The sequence below is a fragment of the Phormidesmis priestleyi ULC007 genome (assembly GCF_003003695.1).
Classification (GTDB): Bacteria; Cyanobacteriota; Cyanobacteriia; order Leptolyngbyales; family Leptolyngbyaceae; genus Phormidesmis_A; species Phormidesmis_A priestleyi_A.
The window spans coordinates 1-16,782 of sequence record NZ_PVWG01000041.1 but is presented as its reverse complement, the minus strand read 5'-3'; the positions used below and the strand labels follow the sequence as shown (position 1 = coordinate 16,782).

At 49.1% G+C, this 16,782-nt stretch carries 13 protein-coding genes; 8 read left to right on the top strand and 5 right to left on the bottom strand.

Annotated features, from left to right (window positions below; genetic code table 11):
- Positions 1-89: 89 nt before the first annotated feature.
- Together nirB and C7B65_RS21480 are read right to left on the bottom strand one after the other, a co-directional pair.
- Positions 90-2,633, bottom strand: coding sequence for a nitrite reductase large subunit NirB (gene nirB, locus C7B65_RS21485; RefSeq protein ID WP_073073920.1), 2,544 nt, complete (start codon positions 2,631-2,633; stop codon positions 90-92).
- A 222-nt stretch (positions 2,634-2,855) separates the two neighbouring features.
- Positions 2,856-6,011, bottom strand: a complete 3,156-nt coding sequence (locus C7B65_RS21480) for a hypothetical protein (RefSeq protein WP_073073922.1) — start codon at positions 6,009-6,011, stop codon at positions 2,856-2,858.
- Positions 6,012-6,434: 423 nt separating this feature from the next.
- Here C7B65_RS21480 and C7B65_RS21475 point away from each other — a divergent pair, with 423 nt between their 5' ends.
- Both C7B65_RS21475 and C7B65_RS21470 read left to right on the top strand, forming a co-directional pair.
- On the top strand, positions 6,435-7,409 hold the full coding sequence (locus C7B65_RS21475; protein ID WP_073073924.1) for a radical SAM protein: 975 nt from the start codon (positions 6,435-6,437) through the stop codon (positions 7,407-7,409).
- Positions 7,363-8,856: a glycosyltransferase family 2 protein gene (locus tag C7B65_RS21470; RefSeq protein WP_073073926.1), complete on the top strand. Its 1,494-nt coding sequence runs from the start codon at positions 7,363-7,365 to the stop codon at positions 8,854-8,856. Before C7B65_RS21475 ends, C7B65_RS21470 begins: the two co-directional genes overlap by 47 nt.
- A 2-nt stretch (positions 8,857-8,858) precedes the next feature.
- On the opposite strand, the gene C7B65_RS21465 is transcribed toward C7B65_RS21470, so the two are convergent.
- Positions 8,859-10,736: a DNA polymerase III subunit gamma/tau gene (locus C7B65_RS21465; RefSeq protein WP_073073928.1), complete on the bottom strand. Its 1,878-nt coding sequence runs from the start codon at positions 10,734-10,736 to the stop codon at positions 8,859-8,861.
- Between the two features lie 320 nt (positions 10,737-11,056).
- Here C7B65_RS21465 and C7B65_RS21460 point away from each other — a divergent pair, with 320 nt between their 5' ends.
- Genes C7B65_RS21460 through rnhA form a run of 3 tightly spaced genes read left to right on the top strand, consistent with a single transcriptional unit; the run spans position 11,057 to position 13,346 of the window.
- Positions 11,057-11,788, top strand: coding sequence for a hypothetical protein (locus tag C7B65_RS21460; RefSeq protein ID WP_073073930.1), 732 nt, complete (start codon positions 11,057-11,059; stop codon positions 11,786-11,788).
- Positions 11,785-12,516: a hypothetical protein gene (locus tag C7B65_RS21455; protein ID WP_073073932.1), complete on the top strand. Its 732-nt coding sequence runs from the start codon at positions 11,785-11,787 to the stop codon at positions 12,514-12,516. The genes C7B65_RS21460 and C7B65_RS21455 overlap by 4 nt, the downstream gene beginning before the upstream one ends.
- Positions 12,517-12,566: 50 nt before the next feature.
- Entirely contained in the window at positions 12,567-13,346 is a 780-nt protein-coding gene (gene rnhA / locus C7B65_RS21450; RefSeq protein ID WP_073073934.1) for a ribonuclease HI, read from the top strand.
- Between the two features lie 239 nt (positions 13,347-13,585).
- Here the strand turns inward: rnhA and C7B65_RS21445 are convergent, their stop codons facing one another.
- A complete protein-coding gene (locus C7B65_RS21445; RefSeq protein WP_073073936.1) occupies positions 13,586-13,891 on the bottom strand; it encodes a P-II family nitrogen regulator in 306 nt (101 codons plus the stop codon).
- Between the two features lie 2 nt (positions 13,892-13,893).
- Positions 13,894-14,865, bottom strand: a complete 972-nt coding sequence (locus C7B65_RS21440) for a sodium-dependent bicarbonate transport family permease (RefSeq protein ID WP_073073938.1) — start codon at positions 14,863-14,865, stop codon at positions 13,894-13,896.
- Positions 14,866-15,556: 691 nt separating this feature from the next.
- Between C7B65_RS21440 and C7B65_RS21435 the strand changes: the two genes are divergently transcribed.
- The 3 genes from C7B65_RS21435 to C7B65_RS27470 all read left to right on the top strand — a co-directional run.
- On the top strand, positions 15,557-16,315 hold the full coding sequence (locus tag C7B65_RS21435) for a prohibitin family protein (protein ID WP_223257435.1): 759 nt from the start codon (positions 15,557-15,559) through the stop codon (positions 16,313-16,315).
- Between the two features lie 44 nt (positions 16,316-16,359).
- Positions 16,360-16,500, top strand: a complete 141-nt coding sequence (locus C7B65_RS28040; RefSeq protein WP_181314467.1) for a hypothetical protein — start codon at positions 16,360-16,362, stop codon at positions 16,498-16,500.
- A gap of 69 nt (positions 16,501-16,569) precedes the next feature.
- Positions 16,570-16,782: hypothetical protein (locus C7B65_RS27470; RefSeq protein WP_146135839.1), on the top strand; the 213-nt coding region annotated here is incomplete at its 3' end.

Below are 16,782 nucleotides of genomic sequence, written 5' to 3'. Positions count from 1 at the left end.
TTTTTAGAACTTTTTCGAGAACGGTCTTGCAATGATTAGGACTTACGCAAACCTCGGAGGTTTTGGTCAAAATGCGTAAGTCCTGAGGATTACGATCGTTCGCCCGTGATCACCAATTCTTTTTCATCGTCAAACGCCGGACGTTTTTGTCCGCGTTCTTCGACGTGTACCAAACTGGGATCAGGTTGATCAACGTTGACAAAATGGCGGAAGCGCATCAGCTTGGTTGGATCGTCGATCGTCGTTTTCCATTCACAAGCGTAAGTCTCAACTTGATGCGCCATTTCTGCCTCTAACTCGTCACAGATGCCCAGCGAATCGTGGATTACCACTTGCTTAAGATAATCGATGCCGCCTTCAAGTTTGTTGAGCCAGGTTGCTGTGCGTTCTAGGCGATTAGCGGTGCGAATGTAGAACATTAAGAAGCGATCGATGTATTTAATCAGCGTCTCTTTGTCGATGTCTTCAGCAATCAGTTGAGCGTGTTGAGGTCTAATGCCACCATTGCCACACACATAGAGATTCCAGCCGTTTTCGGTGGCGATAATGCCAAAGTCTTTGCTTTGCGCTTCGGCACATTCACGAGTGCAGCCAGACACCGCAGACTTAAGCTTGTGAGGGGCGCGTAAGCCTCGATAGCGCAGCTCAACCTCGATCGCGAGTGAAGTTGAGTCTTGCACTCCAAATCGGCACCAAGTGCTGCCCACGCAGGATTTCACAGTTCTCAAGGCTTTACCGTAGGCGTGACCTGACTCAAATCCAGCATCGATCAATCGTTTCCAAATCAGGGGAAGCTGATCGACTCGTGCGCCTAATAAATCGATGCGCTGTCCGCCTGTGATTTTGGTGTAGAGTCCGAATTCTTTGGCGACTTCACCTAACACGATTAGGCGATCGGGCGTGATTTCTCCGCCAGGAATGCGAGGAATAACGGAGTAAGTGCCATCTTTTTGAATGTTAGCGAGGAAGGCATCGTTCGTATCTTGCAGCCCAACATGCGGCGGATTCAGCACATAATCATTCCAAGCAGAGGCGAGAATTGAGCCAACGGCAGGCTTACAAATTTCGCAACCTTTGCCCTGTCCATGACCCGCCAGCAACTGATCAAAAGTCTCAATTTTTTGAGTCCGAATCAGGTGATAGAGTTCTTGACGAGAATAAGCGAAGTGTTCGCAGAGATGATTTTTGACCTCGACTCCGGCTTTCTTTAACTGATCTTTTAACAGATCGGTGACGAGTGGAACGCAGCCTCCACATCCGGTTCCCGCTTGCGTACATTTCTTGACGCTGGCGATATCTGTCAATCCCTGTTCTTGAATCGCGCTGCAAATCTGTCCTTTAGTAACGTTGTTGCAAGAGCAAATCTGTGCCGTGTCGGGCAGACTTTCCACACCCATTGCAAAGCTCGATTGACCTTCACGAGGCGGCAACAACAAATCTTCGGGGTGAGGCGGCAGCACAATTTGGTTTTGCATCAGTTGCAGCAAATTGCCGTAGGCAGACGCATCGCCGACTAGGATGCCGCCAAGGAGCCGATCGCCCGATTCATCCACCACAATCTTTTTATAAATGCCCTGAATCGAGTCGATAATGGCAAACTCTTTTGCACCAGAAGTTTTGCTAAACGCATCACCAAAACTAGCGACATCTACGCCCAGCAATTTCAGCTTGGTAGACATATCTGCACCCGTAAAAGCATTGCTGCCGCGATCGCAAAGATTATCAGCCACAACTGTTGCCATTGTGTAGCCAGGAGCCACTAGCCCATAGATCCGATTATCGTAAAGGGCACATTCTCCGATCGCATAGATATCAGGATCAGAAGTCTGACAGTGATCATTAATCACAATGCCCCCGCGATCGCCCACGGCTAATCCGCAATCTCTCGCAATCTCATCACGAGGACGAATGCCCGCAGAAAACACAATCATATCGGTCTGAAGCTCGTCACCATCCGCAAACTGCATTTTGGTAACTCTGCCATTTTCGCTGACGATCGCAGTGGTCGATTTGCTGGCGTGAACGGCGACTCCTAGAGCCTCAATTTTGTTTTTAAGAACGGTGCCGCCTGCGTCGTCTACTTGTACGGGCATTAAGCGAGGGGCAAACTCAACAACATGGGTTTCTAATCCCATATGCTTTAAGGCGTTGGCGCATTCTAACCCCAACAATCCGCCACCAATCACGACCCCGACTTTAGCGCTTTTGGCATGAGCCGCCATCGCTTCTAAATCGTCGATCGTGCGATAAACAAATGTTCCTTGCGTGTCTTTTCCAGGAATCGGTGGCACAAATGGATAGGAGCCAGTTGCAATCACAACGTTGTCATAACCAATCGTGATGCCGTTAGCAGAAGTCACCGTTTTGTGATCGCGATCGATGCGAATTGCTTTATCACCCACGTAGATCTGAATGTTGTGATCTTGATAAAGTCCGGGTTCGACGAGGGTCAAGTCAGCAGCCGTTTTGCCTGAAAAGAAGCCGCTTAAGTTGACCCGATCGTAAGCAACGCGAGGTTCTTCACAGAAGGTAACGAGATGCCAATCGTCGATCGCTTTTTTGGCGATCATCTGTTCTAAAAACTTGTGACCGACCATGCCGTTGCCGATGACAACCAACGTCTTCTTAGTCATTATCAAAGATTCTCTGTAGCGCCATTCCTTAGCTAGACTACGCGCAATTTTTAGATGTGACCAGTGCAAGACTGTAATTTAGGCTACGAAAATCGCTAGAATGATGCGTTTTTTGTATAATTTCAATTCTGGTTTTGCATTGAACGCCAAAATTTAATATCCATATTAATAAATAACCCCAATATGCGTAGGGGCAAGGTACACCATGCCCCTACATTGCGATTAGAATCGCAACCCATTTACTCCACCGACCGCTAAAGCACCCGCGATCGCCGAGGCTGCTAGCGAAGTCAATGCCGTGCCAAATAACCACCAAGCGGCTGTGGCTGCGGCTTTTTGCGTTTCGAGGGCTTGCTTTTTAGCTTGATGTTGCAGGGATTTGATCCGTCGCTGGGTTTCGTGCTGGATATAGTCTGCCTGATGCAATACCCCATCTCGCGCTGTTTCAATCTGGCTGATGATGCGATCGGCATCAGTCTCAGACAAGTTAGGAATCGAGCCGAGAACGGCAGTCAGGGTGTTGCGATCGAACTGCCCCAATCGATTCCGCAGGGCATCGGCTCCCGCTTGGGGATCGTCAAACAGCTTGCTGAAATCTTGCTTGATGCCTTCGTAATTTAACTCAGGGCGATTTAACGAATTGAGATAGTGGCTAAGATTCTCAGTCGTGCGGTCAATCACTGACTGAAAGCGCTGCTGAAGTTTCTCAAATTGCGCTGCAAACGCGTCTCGCACAGACAGAACTTGATCAATGATTTGATTGGCTTCTTCTTCAGTGATGTCTTTGCGTTGAGAGAGCAATGCCACCAGCGTGTCTCGATTGACGTGAGAGAGCCGATCGCCCACGCTGCTCACACCCGCCCGCGGATCACTCAGCAGTAGGCTTAAATCGCGCTTGATGCCTTCGGGGTTGAGTTCTTCTTTTTGGGTATTTTTCAGATAGGTTTCCAGGCTAGACTCAAACGTCAGCGCTTGCTGTTGGGCACGACTGACGAGGCGACGCGGCGCTCTCACAAAATCGCGGATGGTGTCTTGAACCTGGTCGATCGCGCGATTGACTTGCGCTTCGCTCAAATCTTGGCGCTGGCTAAGAAGTTTAACCAGCGTGTCTCGATCGACGTTAGCAAGCCGCGATCTCAAGGCATTGCCGCCTGCTTTTGGGTCGTTAAGCAGTGTAGTCAAGTCTCTGCGAATGCCTTCAGGATTGAGTTCTTCGAGATCAGTGCTTCTCAGATAGTCAGCAATCGCGGTCAAAGTCTGATCATATTGCGCTTTAGCGGTGTCGGCAAGTTGGCGCGGCGCTTGCAGAATGCGGTCGCGAACTGACTCAACGCGATCGAGAATCTGGTTAACCTGTTCTTGACTGAGGTCTTGACGCTGGCTCAACAGAGACACCAGCGTCTCGCGATCGAACTGAGCCAAGCGCGACCGCAGTGCCATCAATCCGGCTTGAGGGTCTTCAAACACCAGTTTTAACTCGCGCTCGATCGCATCGGGATTCAGTTCTTCTTTTTGGGTGTTGCGAAGATAATCTTCGACTCGTTGCCGCACCTCAGATGCCTTTGCAGTTGCCTGATTGCGTAGTTCTTGAGCCGAATTAAGAATTCGATCGCGAATGGTTTCAAATTGATTCACAATCTGATTGGCTTCGTCTTGACTAAGATCTTGACGCTGTTGCAACAAATTAACTAAATCATCTCGATTGAATTGACCAAATCGCGCCTGTAGCGTTTCCAATTCTGCTTCTGGATCTTCAAGTAGCTGTTGTAATTCTTGTTGAATTTTTGCTTCATTAAATTGCGCTTTATCGGTCGAGCGCAGATAGTTTTCGACACGGGTTTGCAGGTTGTTCGCCTGCTCTTGTGCATCGGCTTGCTCAACGATCGCCAAAACTTGCTGACGCACCTCTTCCATTAGGGTTGCACTCTCTTGAATTCGACCAGGGCTGAGGTCTTCTCGGCGGGTGAGTAAGTCTTCAAAATACGATCGGTTGAGTGCTTCGAGTTGACGACAAACTTCCCGCGAGTCTGCCTGAGGATCGTAAATGATGTCTCTAAACTCATCTTGAATCGTCAGCCGATTTAAGTGCCAGGGCAGCGATCCTGACAGATAGTTTTCGACATCTGCCTTGATAATATTGCGAGGCAAAGCAGGTTGATCAGCCACCTGTTCTTGAAGTTGATCGCCGACTTTTTCTGCTTGATCTTTGATTTGCTCACCTACTTTTGTGGCTTGTTGAGTGGTGCGATCGACGATTTTTTGCAGTTGTCCGCTCACTTTCTCAACATCGACATCTGACAAATCGACTCGACCCTGCACCGCCGACAATAGAGAACTCACGCCATATCTCAACGCCTGATTTGTGAGGGATGCGCTTGCTTTGTGAGGATGATTTGCAGCCCGAATAAGTGATTCTAATTGCTCATAAACTTGACTGGATTGCAGGTCTTCTGGAGTCGCTGATTTGAAAGTTTGCAGCAGTTGATCGGGCAACTCTGCGGGAGTCTTACGAACGTTTTTCCAGACACTTTCTAGCGAGTCAGCGATGCGATCGAGGTCTTCTTGCGATAAATTAGTACGATCGCGGATTAAGGTTAGAAATTGTTGACGATCGAAGTTCCGAAACAAATCGGTGTCGGCAAGCTCTTGCAAATCTGCGGTGTTCAAAATCTTCTCAAACTGTCCGCGAATTTCATCCAGGTTTAAATGGGGAATCGGCAAACTCGCTAGAGAACTTTGCAGCGTTTCTCGAACAGCATCGGGGTTAATGCCCGACGTAATCTCACGACGCACCGCCGCCGCAATATCTTCAGCCGTTGAAACTGCTTGATTTTTGGCAACATTTGCCCCGATCGCTGAAGTTGCCATTCCTAGCAGATCTTGTAGACCAGAAGTAGCCGTTTTGGCGATCGAGCCGACTAGCGAACCGATCGTGGTTGAGCCAAACCACATCAAAATCGAGAAGTAAGTAGACCAGACGACGACCCCGACGATCGCGCCCAGAGTGACACTATTAATCAAGCTAAGTTTAACGGCTAAAAAGCACGCAGCAAACAATGCAAGACTCACCGTTGCTAATGCCCAGATTCCAACTTTTGCTTCAATTTTACGAATGCTGCTTCCTAAGCTGCTGCTATCGTCTAAGTCATCAGTTGCGACATCAGTGCCGCCAGGTGAAACTAAATAGGCAATTGATAAATTTGTTAACAGCAATTGAAAGCCAAATGCCATCATCACTCCGGCGAGTAAGGCAACTAAAAATTGTGACCCAGAAAAAACTAGCGCGGCTTCTTTAGAAGTGATGGGATCAACAACTACTTGAGCAAAACTGGTCTGCATTTTAAGCAGAAACAGTGCGGCTTCTGAAGTGTTTAACATGGTTATTTTCCTTTTTTAAACATAAATCTAGACAGCATTCTGACGGTTAGTCAGGTGCCAGATCTCAACGCTAACAACCTGAATCTGGAGCGTTCCCTGTCGGAAGTGAGAAATCTTATTTTGATGTGACAAAAAATATTAAGTTAGAAAAATTCCGTTGGTGTTGACTGCAAATGATGTTTTCGATTTAGCGCAACCTTGCATTGATTCTTGTTCTCGTTGCTTGCACTTGGCGAAGCTTAATCTGCTCATGCCCCAGAACATTCAGCGTATGCCCAGCGCAAATTTACCTTGAGAAATGGATAGGCGGTTGAAACTGCTCGTGTGCATTTTCCATCCCGCTCTCTAGGAAACGGGCTATCAACCCCACCGCGCTTTTCTGGTATTGTAAAGCTGAATGAGGAGACTTTACTGGCACAAAATATGGCTCCACTGGTCGCAAATTATTATCTAACCTATCGCTGCAACGCTCGTTGTCATTTTTGTGACATCTGGGCACTCGAACCCAAGCAGGAAGCCTCTTTTGAAACGATTCAAAAAAATCTGGCTGATTTGCGTCGTCTAGGCGTTAGGTATGTAGACTTTACGGGTGGCGAACCTTTGCTGAGATCCGATGTGGCTGAGGTTTTTGCTGAAGCAAAACGGCAAGGCTTCACTACCAGCATGACCACCAACACGATTCTCTACCCCAAGCGCGCCAAAGAAATGCAGGGCTTGGTAGACTTCCTCAATTTCTCGTTAGACGGGGGCGATGCCGAAACCCACGATCAGTCGAGAGGCGTAAAGATTTTTGACACGCTCGTAGAGTCGGTTAAAATTGCTCAGTCGCTGGGAGAATATCCAGTCCTCAATCACACGGTCACCGCGCAAAACTACGGACGCATTGGCGAGGTTGCCGAACTAGGTGAGCAACTACAAGCCCGCATTTGGCTCAATCCTGCGTTCACGGCCCACAGCAACTACAACTCTAAAAAGAATCCCACACCTGATATGGTGAAGGCGATCGAGGTTGCTGCTAAGAAATATAACAATCTTGGTTACAATAAGGCGGCGCTGGCATTCATTGAGGCGGGCGGCAACGACACCGAAAAACCTCGCTGTAAGGCGGTCGAAGCGGTGATTGCCATCGGCCCTCACGATGAGCTTCTGTTGCCCTGCTATCACTTTGCTCAAAAAGGGTTGCCGATCGCGGGTCGCCTCTATGAGCTTTATAAGCAGTCAGAAGAAGTCGAAGAATTTCGGCAATCGCAGGGCAAGCTGTCGGTCTGTGAAGGCTGCACCGTTTGGTGTTACCTCATTCCCAGCTTTTTTAAGGGTGTAGACAAATATTGGCTGTTAAACCAAGTAACCTATGTCGGAGAATTCTTGGCCAGAAAGCGATTCTTACAACGAGCTTGAGTCGCTTCCAGAAGAAGCCTGTGCAGCACTTGCGGCACTCGTGGGAGATTTGCCCGAAGCGTCGGAGTTTGATCCGATAGATGACTCGCCCTATCCGGGCTTTAAAGGGCGCAGGCGAAAAGCGGCTACGGTTTTGGTGGTGATTTGGGGCGGCACGATCGCGCTGCATCTAGTGACTTGGGGCTATTGGTTTGTGTTGGGTTTGACCACGTTGATGGGGCTACACGCCGTCAGATTCTTGATGGCGCGTCCGTCTGATCTGCCAGAACCGATATCGGATGAGTCACGAGAAACTTATCCTTATGTGTCGCTAATGATTGCGGCAAAAAATGAGGAGGCGGTGATCGGCACTCTCGCCGATCGTTTGTGTCGGTTAGATTACCCCAGCGATCGCTACGAGGTTTGGGTGATAGACGACAACAGCACCGACAAAACGCCAATTTTGCTAGATGAACTGGCAGCCCAATATCCCCAGCTCAAGGTTTTTCATCGCCCTGTTGACTCAGTAGGCGGCAAATCTGGGGCGTTAAACCAGGTGTTGCCGTTCACGCAGGGAGACATTATTGTGGTCTTCGACGCGGATGCTCAAGTCGAGCCAGACTTTTTGCGGCGAGTGGTGCCCTTGTTCGATCGCGAGCAGGTAGGTGCTGTGCAAGTTCGCAAAGCGATCGTGCAAGCCGAGCCTCAGTTTCAGTCTAAAGATGCCAATAATTTTTGGATTCGTGGACAAATGGCAGAGATGGCGCTCGATGCCTTTATTCATCAGCAGCGAGTCGCGATCGGCGGCATGGGCGAACTGCGTGGCAATGGTCAGTTTGTAAGGCGCAAAGCCCTAGAGCAAGTCGGCGGCTGGAACGAAGAAACTATTACCGACGATTTAGATCTGACGATTCGACTCCACGTTCATCGCTGGGATATTGATGTAGTGACCGTTCCGGCGGTCTATGAAGAAGGGGTGACGAGCGCGATCGGGCTATGGCATCAGCGCAATCGCTGGGCAGAAGGGGGCTATCAGCGCTATCTCGACTATTGGCGACTGATTGCCAGAAACCGCATGGGAACGCGCAAAACCCTCGATCTGCTGATGTTTTGGATTATTCAATACGTCATGCCGACTGCCGCCTTGCCCGACTTTTTGATGGCGATCGCGCGCAACCGTCCTTTATTGCTCAGTCCGATCTCAGGGCTGACGGTGACGCTATTTTTGTTTGGCATGGTCGGGGGGCTACGGCGCGTTCAGCGATCGAGCGGCGTTGAAGCTCAACTCAAACAATCTTCGCCTAAAGGGTTTGACTTCTCTCTGTTTGTGGCACTCCTACAATCGCTGCGCGGCACGTTATATATGATGCACTGGCTGCCGATCGTGGGCAGCGCTACGGTGCGGATGTCATTCCGTCCCAAACGGTTGAAGTGGATCAAAACGGTGCATCGTGGCACCGAAGATTAGACCTAAAAATCAACATCCTCTTCATCGTCCTCTTCAGGTTCCTCCTGTGGCTCAAACGTTTCTGCCACAGGGGGAATGATTGCGATCGACTCAGAATCGATTGGCACATCCAGTTCATCATCTAAATTTACAACGTCACCATTAAAGGCGTAAGCAAGACTCTTAGCAGCTTTGGTGACTTCATCATCTTCCCAACCTCTAGCTTGAGCGAGATCAGGATTCTCGGCTGCTTCTGGTTGGGCAAGAGGAGTTGGTTCACTTGACTCGCTGGCTTGTAGCACGATCGCCGGAGCCGGAACTTCTGGCGGTTGCGGACTCGACTCGATCGGGCGACTGGCTGAAGGATTGGGCTGCTCCATTGACCAAGCAGAATTAGATGCAATAACCTCTGACACTTGCAGCGTGACTTTAACGGCTCTCTTTAACGCTCTAGCAGATGCCCTACCAAGCAGCGGCACCGTTCGTTGAATCATTTTCACCATCGATTCTCCCCGAACGCCTACGATCACTTCGTTACCGTTAACCGCTAACAGGTGACAGTTGGCACTGACGATTCCTTTAGTCGATGGGATGTCAACATAACTGAGAATCTGCTGCCAGGTCTGGGCTAACTCATCGTTAGCATCGCTGGGCTGAGGAGCGGCTACAACGTCTTCAATAACTTGAGGCGCGATCGCAGGTTCAGAAAGGGGCTGAGGGGTTGAAGTGACTTCCTTGACAGCGGGCTTAAAGACGGGAACTTCTGGAGCTGTAGGTGCGATCGTAGGCTGAGACAAGATGGGTTGACCAATTGCAGTCGGCAATAGCCCCAACAGCGTCAACTCCAACCACAATCGCGGCTGAGTCGTGTTTTTAAGTTGCAGTTCGCTGCTGCGTAAATGCTGCTGCCCTGCCAAAATGGTGCCTAAATCTTGCGTTTGAGCGAAATTGCAGAGGTTTTTCCAGGTGGGGGGCGTGATTGCGACTAAATCGCTGCGAGTGGGTGCGGTTTTGGCGATCAGCAAATCGCGGTAAAAGCTGGCAAGGTTTTGCAGCACGATCAGTGGTTCTCGTCCCCGATCCATTAATCGCCGCGTGTGGTCAAGCACGGCTTCGGGGTTGCTGGTGGCGATCGCTTCGACCAACCCCATTAAATCCTGTTCTGGAACTGCTCCAACTAAATCCCACACGCGATCGACGGTGACTTCACCCGCTAATAAACTCAGTTGATCGAGCAAACTTTCAGCATCACGCAACCCACCTTGAGAAATCTGAGCGATCAAATGCAGAGCATCTTTAGCAATAGAAATGCTCTCTTTTTCGGCAATCATTCCTAGATGCTGAACCATCGGCTCTAACGGAATCCGGCGATAATCAAAGCGCTGACAGCGAGAAATAATCGTCGGCAACACTCGCTGGGGGTCAGTGGTTGCCAAGATAAAAACAACGCGATCGGGCGGCTCTTCTAAAGTCTTCAACAGCGCGTTAAATGCTGCATTTGAAAGCATATGAACTTCGTCGATCACATACACTTTGTATCGACACTGTACGGGTGCAAACTGAGCGCGTTCAATTAGCTCACGAATGTTGTCTACTCCTGTATTGCTTGCCGCGTCAATCTCGATCACATCCAGCGCAGAGCCGTTGGTGATGGCTCGACAGGTTTCACACACGCCACACGGGGCATCGGTCGGCGCGTTTACCGCAATGCAGTTTAGCGATTTGGCAAAAATGCGGGCGCTCGACGTTTTGCCAGTGCCTCGTGCGCCTGTGAACAAATAGGCAGGAGCAATGCGCTGTTGACAAAGGGCATTTGAGAGCGTGGTGGCGATCGCTTCTTGCCCCACTAGCTGTGCGAAGGTTTGCGGACGATATTTGTGGTGAAGTGGCTGGTAGGACATAAATACTAAAAAGTTCCCTATCTTATAGGGTAATCGATTATCTTCTCACCCCTGGTTCAATCCTTCAAGGCTGAAAGCGAGTGTGTCATACCAATTTCGGAAGCAATTGTGACGGATCGTTCGATCTGACGGGGCACGGCATGCCCCTACGCTTTTTGTACGGGCATGGCACTGCCCTCACGCGGATCTGTCGCATTCACAAATCAAATGGGTATCACTCCGAAGAAGTTCCTATCTAGATGCAGACAGACGCTTCTCAGAGACTCACTACAATAAAGTCATCTATAAATGCTGGGTCATCTCTGACCGATCGAGTCTTTATGCACACTGACATCCTTACGCTTCAAGCCTTTTTGCTGGCGCTCGCTCAAATAGATGGCATCTTGCCCACCGAGTTGCATCAGCAAATTCATGCTCTCGGCACCGCGATCGCCCATGACGAACCAGACGTTGCAGAGAGAATTCGGCATTTAGTAACGCAGCACGATCGCCTTCATCAACTCTATCAAGATGCCTACGATCGTCTACAGCGCCAATCTCCCAATCAAGAACGCGCTCAAGCTCTGTTTACAACCTCTAGAACTCCATTACTCACCTGGAAAGAGATTGCCGTTCCGGTGCTGACTGCTGATGACTTTCGATCGGCAGCCAGACACCTGCTCAAACGAATGACTAGGCAGAGATCGAGCGCGTCGGGAGCAGAACGGGTGTTTCTCGTGTCATTGCAGCAAGCCGTTTCTGAACTGGATGCTCACTCGATCGCTGTGTTGCAAGCCTTAGAAAAACGTCCGCTCACCGTCAAAGGATTGGGTTATGTGACGGGGCATTCACAAGAACAAGCCCAACAGTTAATGCAAGAACTCTGTCAAGCCGGATATATCGATCGCACCACCAGCAATATTTTGCACAAAGTCTTTCCGGCTTTGGGGAGAAACTTGCAGCAGACCTGCGAAAACTTCGATCTCGATACTTACTTTACGCTGACCGCCAGAGGTCATTTTTTGCTGCATCCCGTAATCACCTTTGGACAGCAAATCGGTGGCATCTTGTGAACGAATCATTAGATTGGGAACTGATCACGATCGCCGCCCTGATCGCAGGACTGTTTAACCTTCCGGTGGCGTTTCAAAAGCTAAGACAAACCTGCAAAGGCTTGCTGTTTTTTGAGCCTTTGAAAAGCCCCGGATTTTGGCTGTGGATTCTGGCTCAGTTGCTATTTCCCTCGATCGTATTTCTGGCGTGGATCACGAATTTTTTCTCAGTCAAACCAGTTGTAGACGCGATGCTGTTTTTGCGAGCGATCGCTGCTGGGTTTGGCTTCACTGCCTTCTTAAACTCGCGCACCGAAACCGGATTTTTGACTCTCGATATTAAAAGTCTCTATGATGGCGTTGTGCGGGTGGGCTTTGCGCTGATTGCCTCTCAAGAAACGCGTCGCACCAAAACTTTTCTGCGTGCCCTCGAGAAAGAATTGCATCAACCGAGTGCTGATATGTCCGAAGGGTTAAGAAGTCTTCGGGCTTATTTTAGTGCTGACATTGCCCTGACTTTAGAAGAACGGCAAAAATTTTTGGGCAGCATCAGTCAAGCTTTGTCAGAAATCCAAATCGACAAACAGATCGAAGTCGTTGAAAATCTTTTGCCAGAAGTGCGGCAGCGAGATCTCGTCGATGCGCTAGAGGGCTTTAAGTGCAGCCCCCAGTTTTTGCAAACCTATCTACCAAGACGATTTGCGCGATCGATCACGTCCGCTGCCAGCAATCAAGCCCTCCGACTTTAATCGGCATCACTCGTGTGCTATCTTAAATTGCTCTTCTAGACCTGGGATGTATGAACTACTCCGCTAAAGTCGATCGTATCTACACCGATGGAGCCTGTTCGGGCAATCCAGGGCCCGGTGGGTGGGGCACCGTCGCCTATTATGTCAACGGTGCAGTACACGAGATGGGAGGAGGCGACGCGCAAACTACTAACAACCGCATGGAAATGCAAGCCGCGATCGCTGCCCTTAAGTTTTTGCAAGACTTTGATCAGCAAGACCCGATCGCCCTTTACACTGACAGCGAATATGTCAAAAACGGCATCACTAAATGGATCAAAGGCTGGAAGCAAAAAGGCTGGAAAACTTCGACAGGGAAGCCCGTTCTCAATCAAGATTTGTGGGAAATTCTCGACGAACTCAACTCAAAACAAGTCGAGTGGCGCTATGTGCGTGGGCACACTGGAGACATTGGCAACGAACGCTGTGATACGATCGCCCGTGCCTTTTCTCTCGGCAAAACCCCTACGTTAAAGACATTCACCGATCAAGTCCAAGAACCTGAGGTTATCATGACGGATGCATCACTGCCCGCGCCCGTTGATTTGTCAGACTTGCCCCGTGAAGGTCGCGTCGAAAGCCTGCGGCACCTGGTAGAAACGCTGCAAATGGCAGATGAGATTGCCAGCAAAGCTTATTTGATCACCAGTTCAGAACTCGCTGACCTGATAGATGTCAACGCCAGTGCCGTCACCAGCCGCGGTGATAACTGGGTTTGGCGCAACTGGGTTGTCTCACGGGTGCGACGAGAAGGCAATCAAATTTTGTGGCAGTTAGAAAGAGTGGATTAACGTCAGTTCGACAGAAGTGGTTCGTTCCGATTATGGATTCGGGAAGCCCCCTAAATCCCCCAATTTGAGGGACTTTGAACCAGAAATTTGGCTTGAAGTCCCCCAAATTGGGGGATTTAGGGGGCAGAAGCCGCTGACAACGAAGCGAAAAAACTCATCGAACTGACGTTTGGATTAAGATCGAAAATTAAATGAGCACTGCCGTGCTATGCCCGTAGACAATGAAGGCTTTTTAACCGTCATGACCCGACACATCGGACTACATTCATTTGCGTTGCATCTGACACAAAGCATACGCCTCCAAACTTGTTTAAGATTGGGTTCAAATTCTCAATCACTGTGTCAATCTGCTCAGTAGAGCAAAAGGCAATCACGTAGACATTATCCAAGCTTGAGAAATCATCGGACACAGTGCCACGCACACTTCTTCCAGCCACATTCCGAATCACGGTGTATCCCGGAACGCCTGATTTCTCTAGCGCTTTCAGAATTTTATTGAGTTCGACCGAACTCGCCATAATCTCGATGCGTTTAACGACTTCCATTGTTAACTCCAGAACAGATTGATTCCATACAAATAGAGCGGAATTCCCACCAGGATATTAAAGGGGAATGTGACCGCGAGAGCGGTTGAAATATATAAGCTGGGATTGGCTTCAGGAACCGTCAGCCGCAGCGCCGCAGGAACGGCAATATAAGACGCGCTTGCACAGAGAACGGCAAACAGTAGCGCGTTTCCTTGAGGCATTTGAATGAGTTTGGCGATCGCAATCCCAACCCCAGCATTGAAGATTGGGATCAGAATCGCAAATGCAATCAAAAACACTCCCGCTTTCTGCAAATCTTGAATTCTCTGAGCAGCAACCAATCCCATATCTAACAAAAAAAAGGTCAGCGCCCCATAAAACAAACCTTGTGTGAAAGGTTTTAAGACTTCCTCGCCGTGTTCTCCGGTCAAAATGCCGATGATGATGCTGCCAACCAGCAAAAACACCGAACCGTTAAAAAACGACTCTCGCAAGATTTCTCCCCAGTCAAATTCTTGTCCGTCTTGATTGTCAGCAAACACTTTTACCAATATTAAACCGACCACGATCGCAGGTGACTCCATCAATGCTAACGCTGCCACCATATATCCGTCAGAGGCAATGCCAACTTGATCGAGAAACGAGCCAGCCGTGATAAACGTGACGGCACTGATTGAGCCATAAGTTGCGGCGATCGCGGCTGCATTGTAGGGATCTAATTTGATTCTTAAAATAAAAAATGTGTAGAGCGGCACGACACACGCCATGAGAATTGCAGCCCCGATCATTAAAAAGACATCTTGAGTAATGCCGCTCTTAACCAGTTCTGAACCGCCCCTAAACCCGATCGCGATTAGCAAATATAACGAAAATAGCTTGGGAATCGGAGAGGGAATTTCGAGATCAGATTTGACAAAAACCGCCAACATTCCTAAAAAGAAGAATAAAACAGGCGGATTCAAAAGGTTAGATACAACTAGGCTGACATCCATTTGCGGCTCCCGATTCGTTTGCTCAGGTCACAAATTTTTAGATTACATCACAGCGGCACTCATATTGAGATCTGAGAACGATCAAGTAGAGACACGACATGTCATGTCTCTACATCGCGTAAATCAAACTGGTATAAGTTTTTAAGGATAGCGATCGCTCCCCTTATTTCTGCTTGGCTGCTATAATGCGCTTAACTTTGGGGCTGTAGCTCAGATGGATAGAGCGACCGCCTCCTGAACAACCGGGCACCTTAGAGGAAACTCTATCGGTGAATGTGATCAAAGTCGGTGAACCCTAAAGAGTCAGCAAACCGTGATTAAATGCCCAGTTTGCACTTCATGGCAATACCGAGCCAAGCCTAAATTTAGTTGCAGACCAAGGCAGGCATTGATTTAGGAAGGTGTAGAGACTAGACGGTCACCACCTACAGGCTGCATTGCCCAGGGTGAAGGTATAGTCCAGAGAGTGGGGAAACTCACACAAATCTGAAGCGGTAGGTCGAGGGTTCGAGTCCCGCCAGTCCCGTTGAACTTCTAGACTTCCTGAAAGCCGAAAGGTCTTCAGGAATTTTTTCGGCTAAATCACTGCGAAACGTCTCTAAGGTAGTGTGGAGACAGCGTAATATCAAGAATTCAAGACACCGTGAATAATAAGAGTTTCGACTGGCGCGCTTCATTAGCGTTAACTCTAGTGAGTATCATTGCTTTGGTTGGCATTAATGCGATCGTGATCATCACCCCCGGCGAGGCAGCCGTCCTGAGTGTGTTGGGTAAAGCTCAAGATGGTGTGTTGCTAGAAGGTGTTCACCTCAAGCCGCCGCTCATTTCAACGGTTGATTTTTATGATTTGACCGTGCAAAAGTTTGAAGTTCCGGCACAGAGTTCGACCAAAGATTTGCAGCAATTGACCGCGAGTTTTGCAATCAACTTTCGGCTTGATGCCAGTCAAGTGGTGGTGATTCGTCGCACTCAAGGCTCGTTGCAGAATATTGTCTCGAAGATTATTGCTCCGCAAACTCAAGAGTCGTTTAAGATCGCTGCGGCTCGACGCACTGTAGAGGAAGCGATCACTAAGCGAGACGAACTTAAACATGATTTTGACATCGCCTTGAGCGAACGTTTGGCAAAATACGGAATTATTATTCTCGATACCAGCGTTGTCGATCTGACCTTTTCGACTGAGTTTTCAAAAGCGGTTGAAGAAAAACAAATTGCCGAGCAGCGAGCGCAACGAGCCGTCTACATCGCTCAAGAAGCCGAACAAGAAGCCGAAGCAAATGTGAATCGGGCAAAAGGACAAGCAGAAGCGCAACGATTGCTGCGAGAGACATTGACTACAGAGTTATTGCAAAAGCAAGCGATCGACAAGTGGGACGGCAAATTTCCACAGGTCATGGGCGGTGATGGCGCACTGCCCTTCATTAACCTAGATTTGTCAAAGACGAAATAGCGGCTGCGATCGTCTGCTTTATGGATTAAATAAAGCCGGAATTTTTGTCAGGACACATTAACCCGGCAATGTTTGATCTGACATTCCAAATCGTTTCTCTCAAAGCTGAAGAACCGCAGTTTCTAGAGCAATTTACCATTCCGGGAAAGGCGGCTGGGTCTGCCGTTAACCAGGCTAGCAAATGAAGTATCTCGTGGATCAATGCTTCCTCAATCCTGTGAAAATTCGAGTCGGGCAAGATAACCTCAACACTCATGTCCCAGCGACACTTTACCGGAACGGAGGGTTCGGGAACCGTTAAAGCCCTGCTCGTTTACGACGGGGATGAAGAATCGGGTTCCCGCGTGGCTGCTTACTCAGTCCCCTTCTTACCTAGTCCCCTTCTTACTCAGTTGCCTGCGACGGGAAACCCGTCTTCAGCACTGAGCGCTACAGCGGGAACCCCGCTTTCAGGGCTAGGCGCTACG

What these genes read in the sequence shown, in the direction of transcription:
- rnhA (WP_073073934.1), top strand. Translation starts at nt 12,567, where the DNA reads ATGAACTACTCCGCTAAAGTCGATCGTATCTACACCGATGGAGCCTGT.
- C7B65_RS21470 (WP_073073926.1), top strand. Translation starts at nt 7,363, where the DNA reads ATGTCGGAGAATTCTTGGCCAGAAAGCGATTCTTACAACGAGCTTGAG.
- C7B65_RS21445 (WP_073073936.1), bottom strand. Translation starts at nt 13,891, where the DNA reads ATGGAAGTCGTTAAACGCATCGAGATTATGGCGAGTTCGGTCGAACTC.
- C7B65_RS21465 (WP_073073928.1), bottom strand. Translation starts at nt 10,736, where the DNA reads ATGTCCTACCAGCCACTTCACCACAAATATCGTCCGCAAACCTTCGCA.
- C7B65_RS21480 (WP_073073922.1), bottom strand. Translation starts at nt 6,011, where the DNA reads ATGTTAAACACTTCAGAAGCCGCACTGTTTCTGCTTAAAATGCAGACC.
- nirB (WP_073073920.1), bottom strand. Translation starts at nt 2,633, where the DNA reads ATGACTAAGAAGACGTTGGTTGTCATCGGCAACGGCATGGTCGGTCAC.
- C7B65_RS21460 (WP_073073930.1), top strand. Translation starts at nt 11,057, where the DNA reads ATGCACACTGACATCCTTACGCTTCAAGCCTTTTTGCTGGCGCTCGCT.
- C7B65_RS21475 (WP_073073924.1), top strand. Translation starts at nt 6,435, where the DNA reads ATGGCTCCACTGGTCGCAAATTATTATCTAACCTATCGCTGCAACGCT.
- C7B65_RS21440 (WP_073073938.1), bottom strand. Translation starts at nt 14,865, where the DNA reads ATGGATGTCAGCCTAGTTGTATCTAACCTTTTGAATCCGCCTGTTTTA.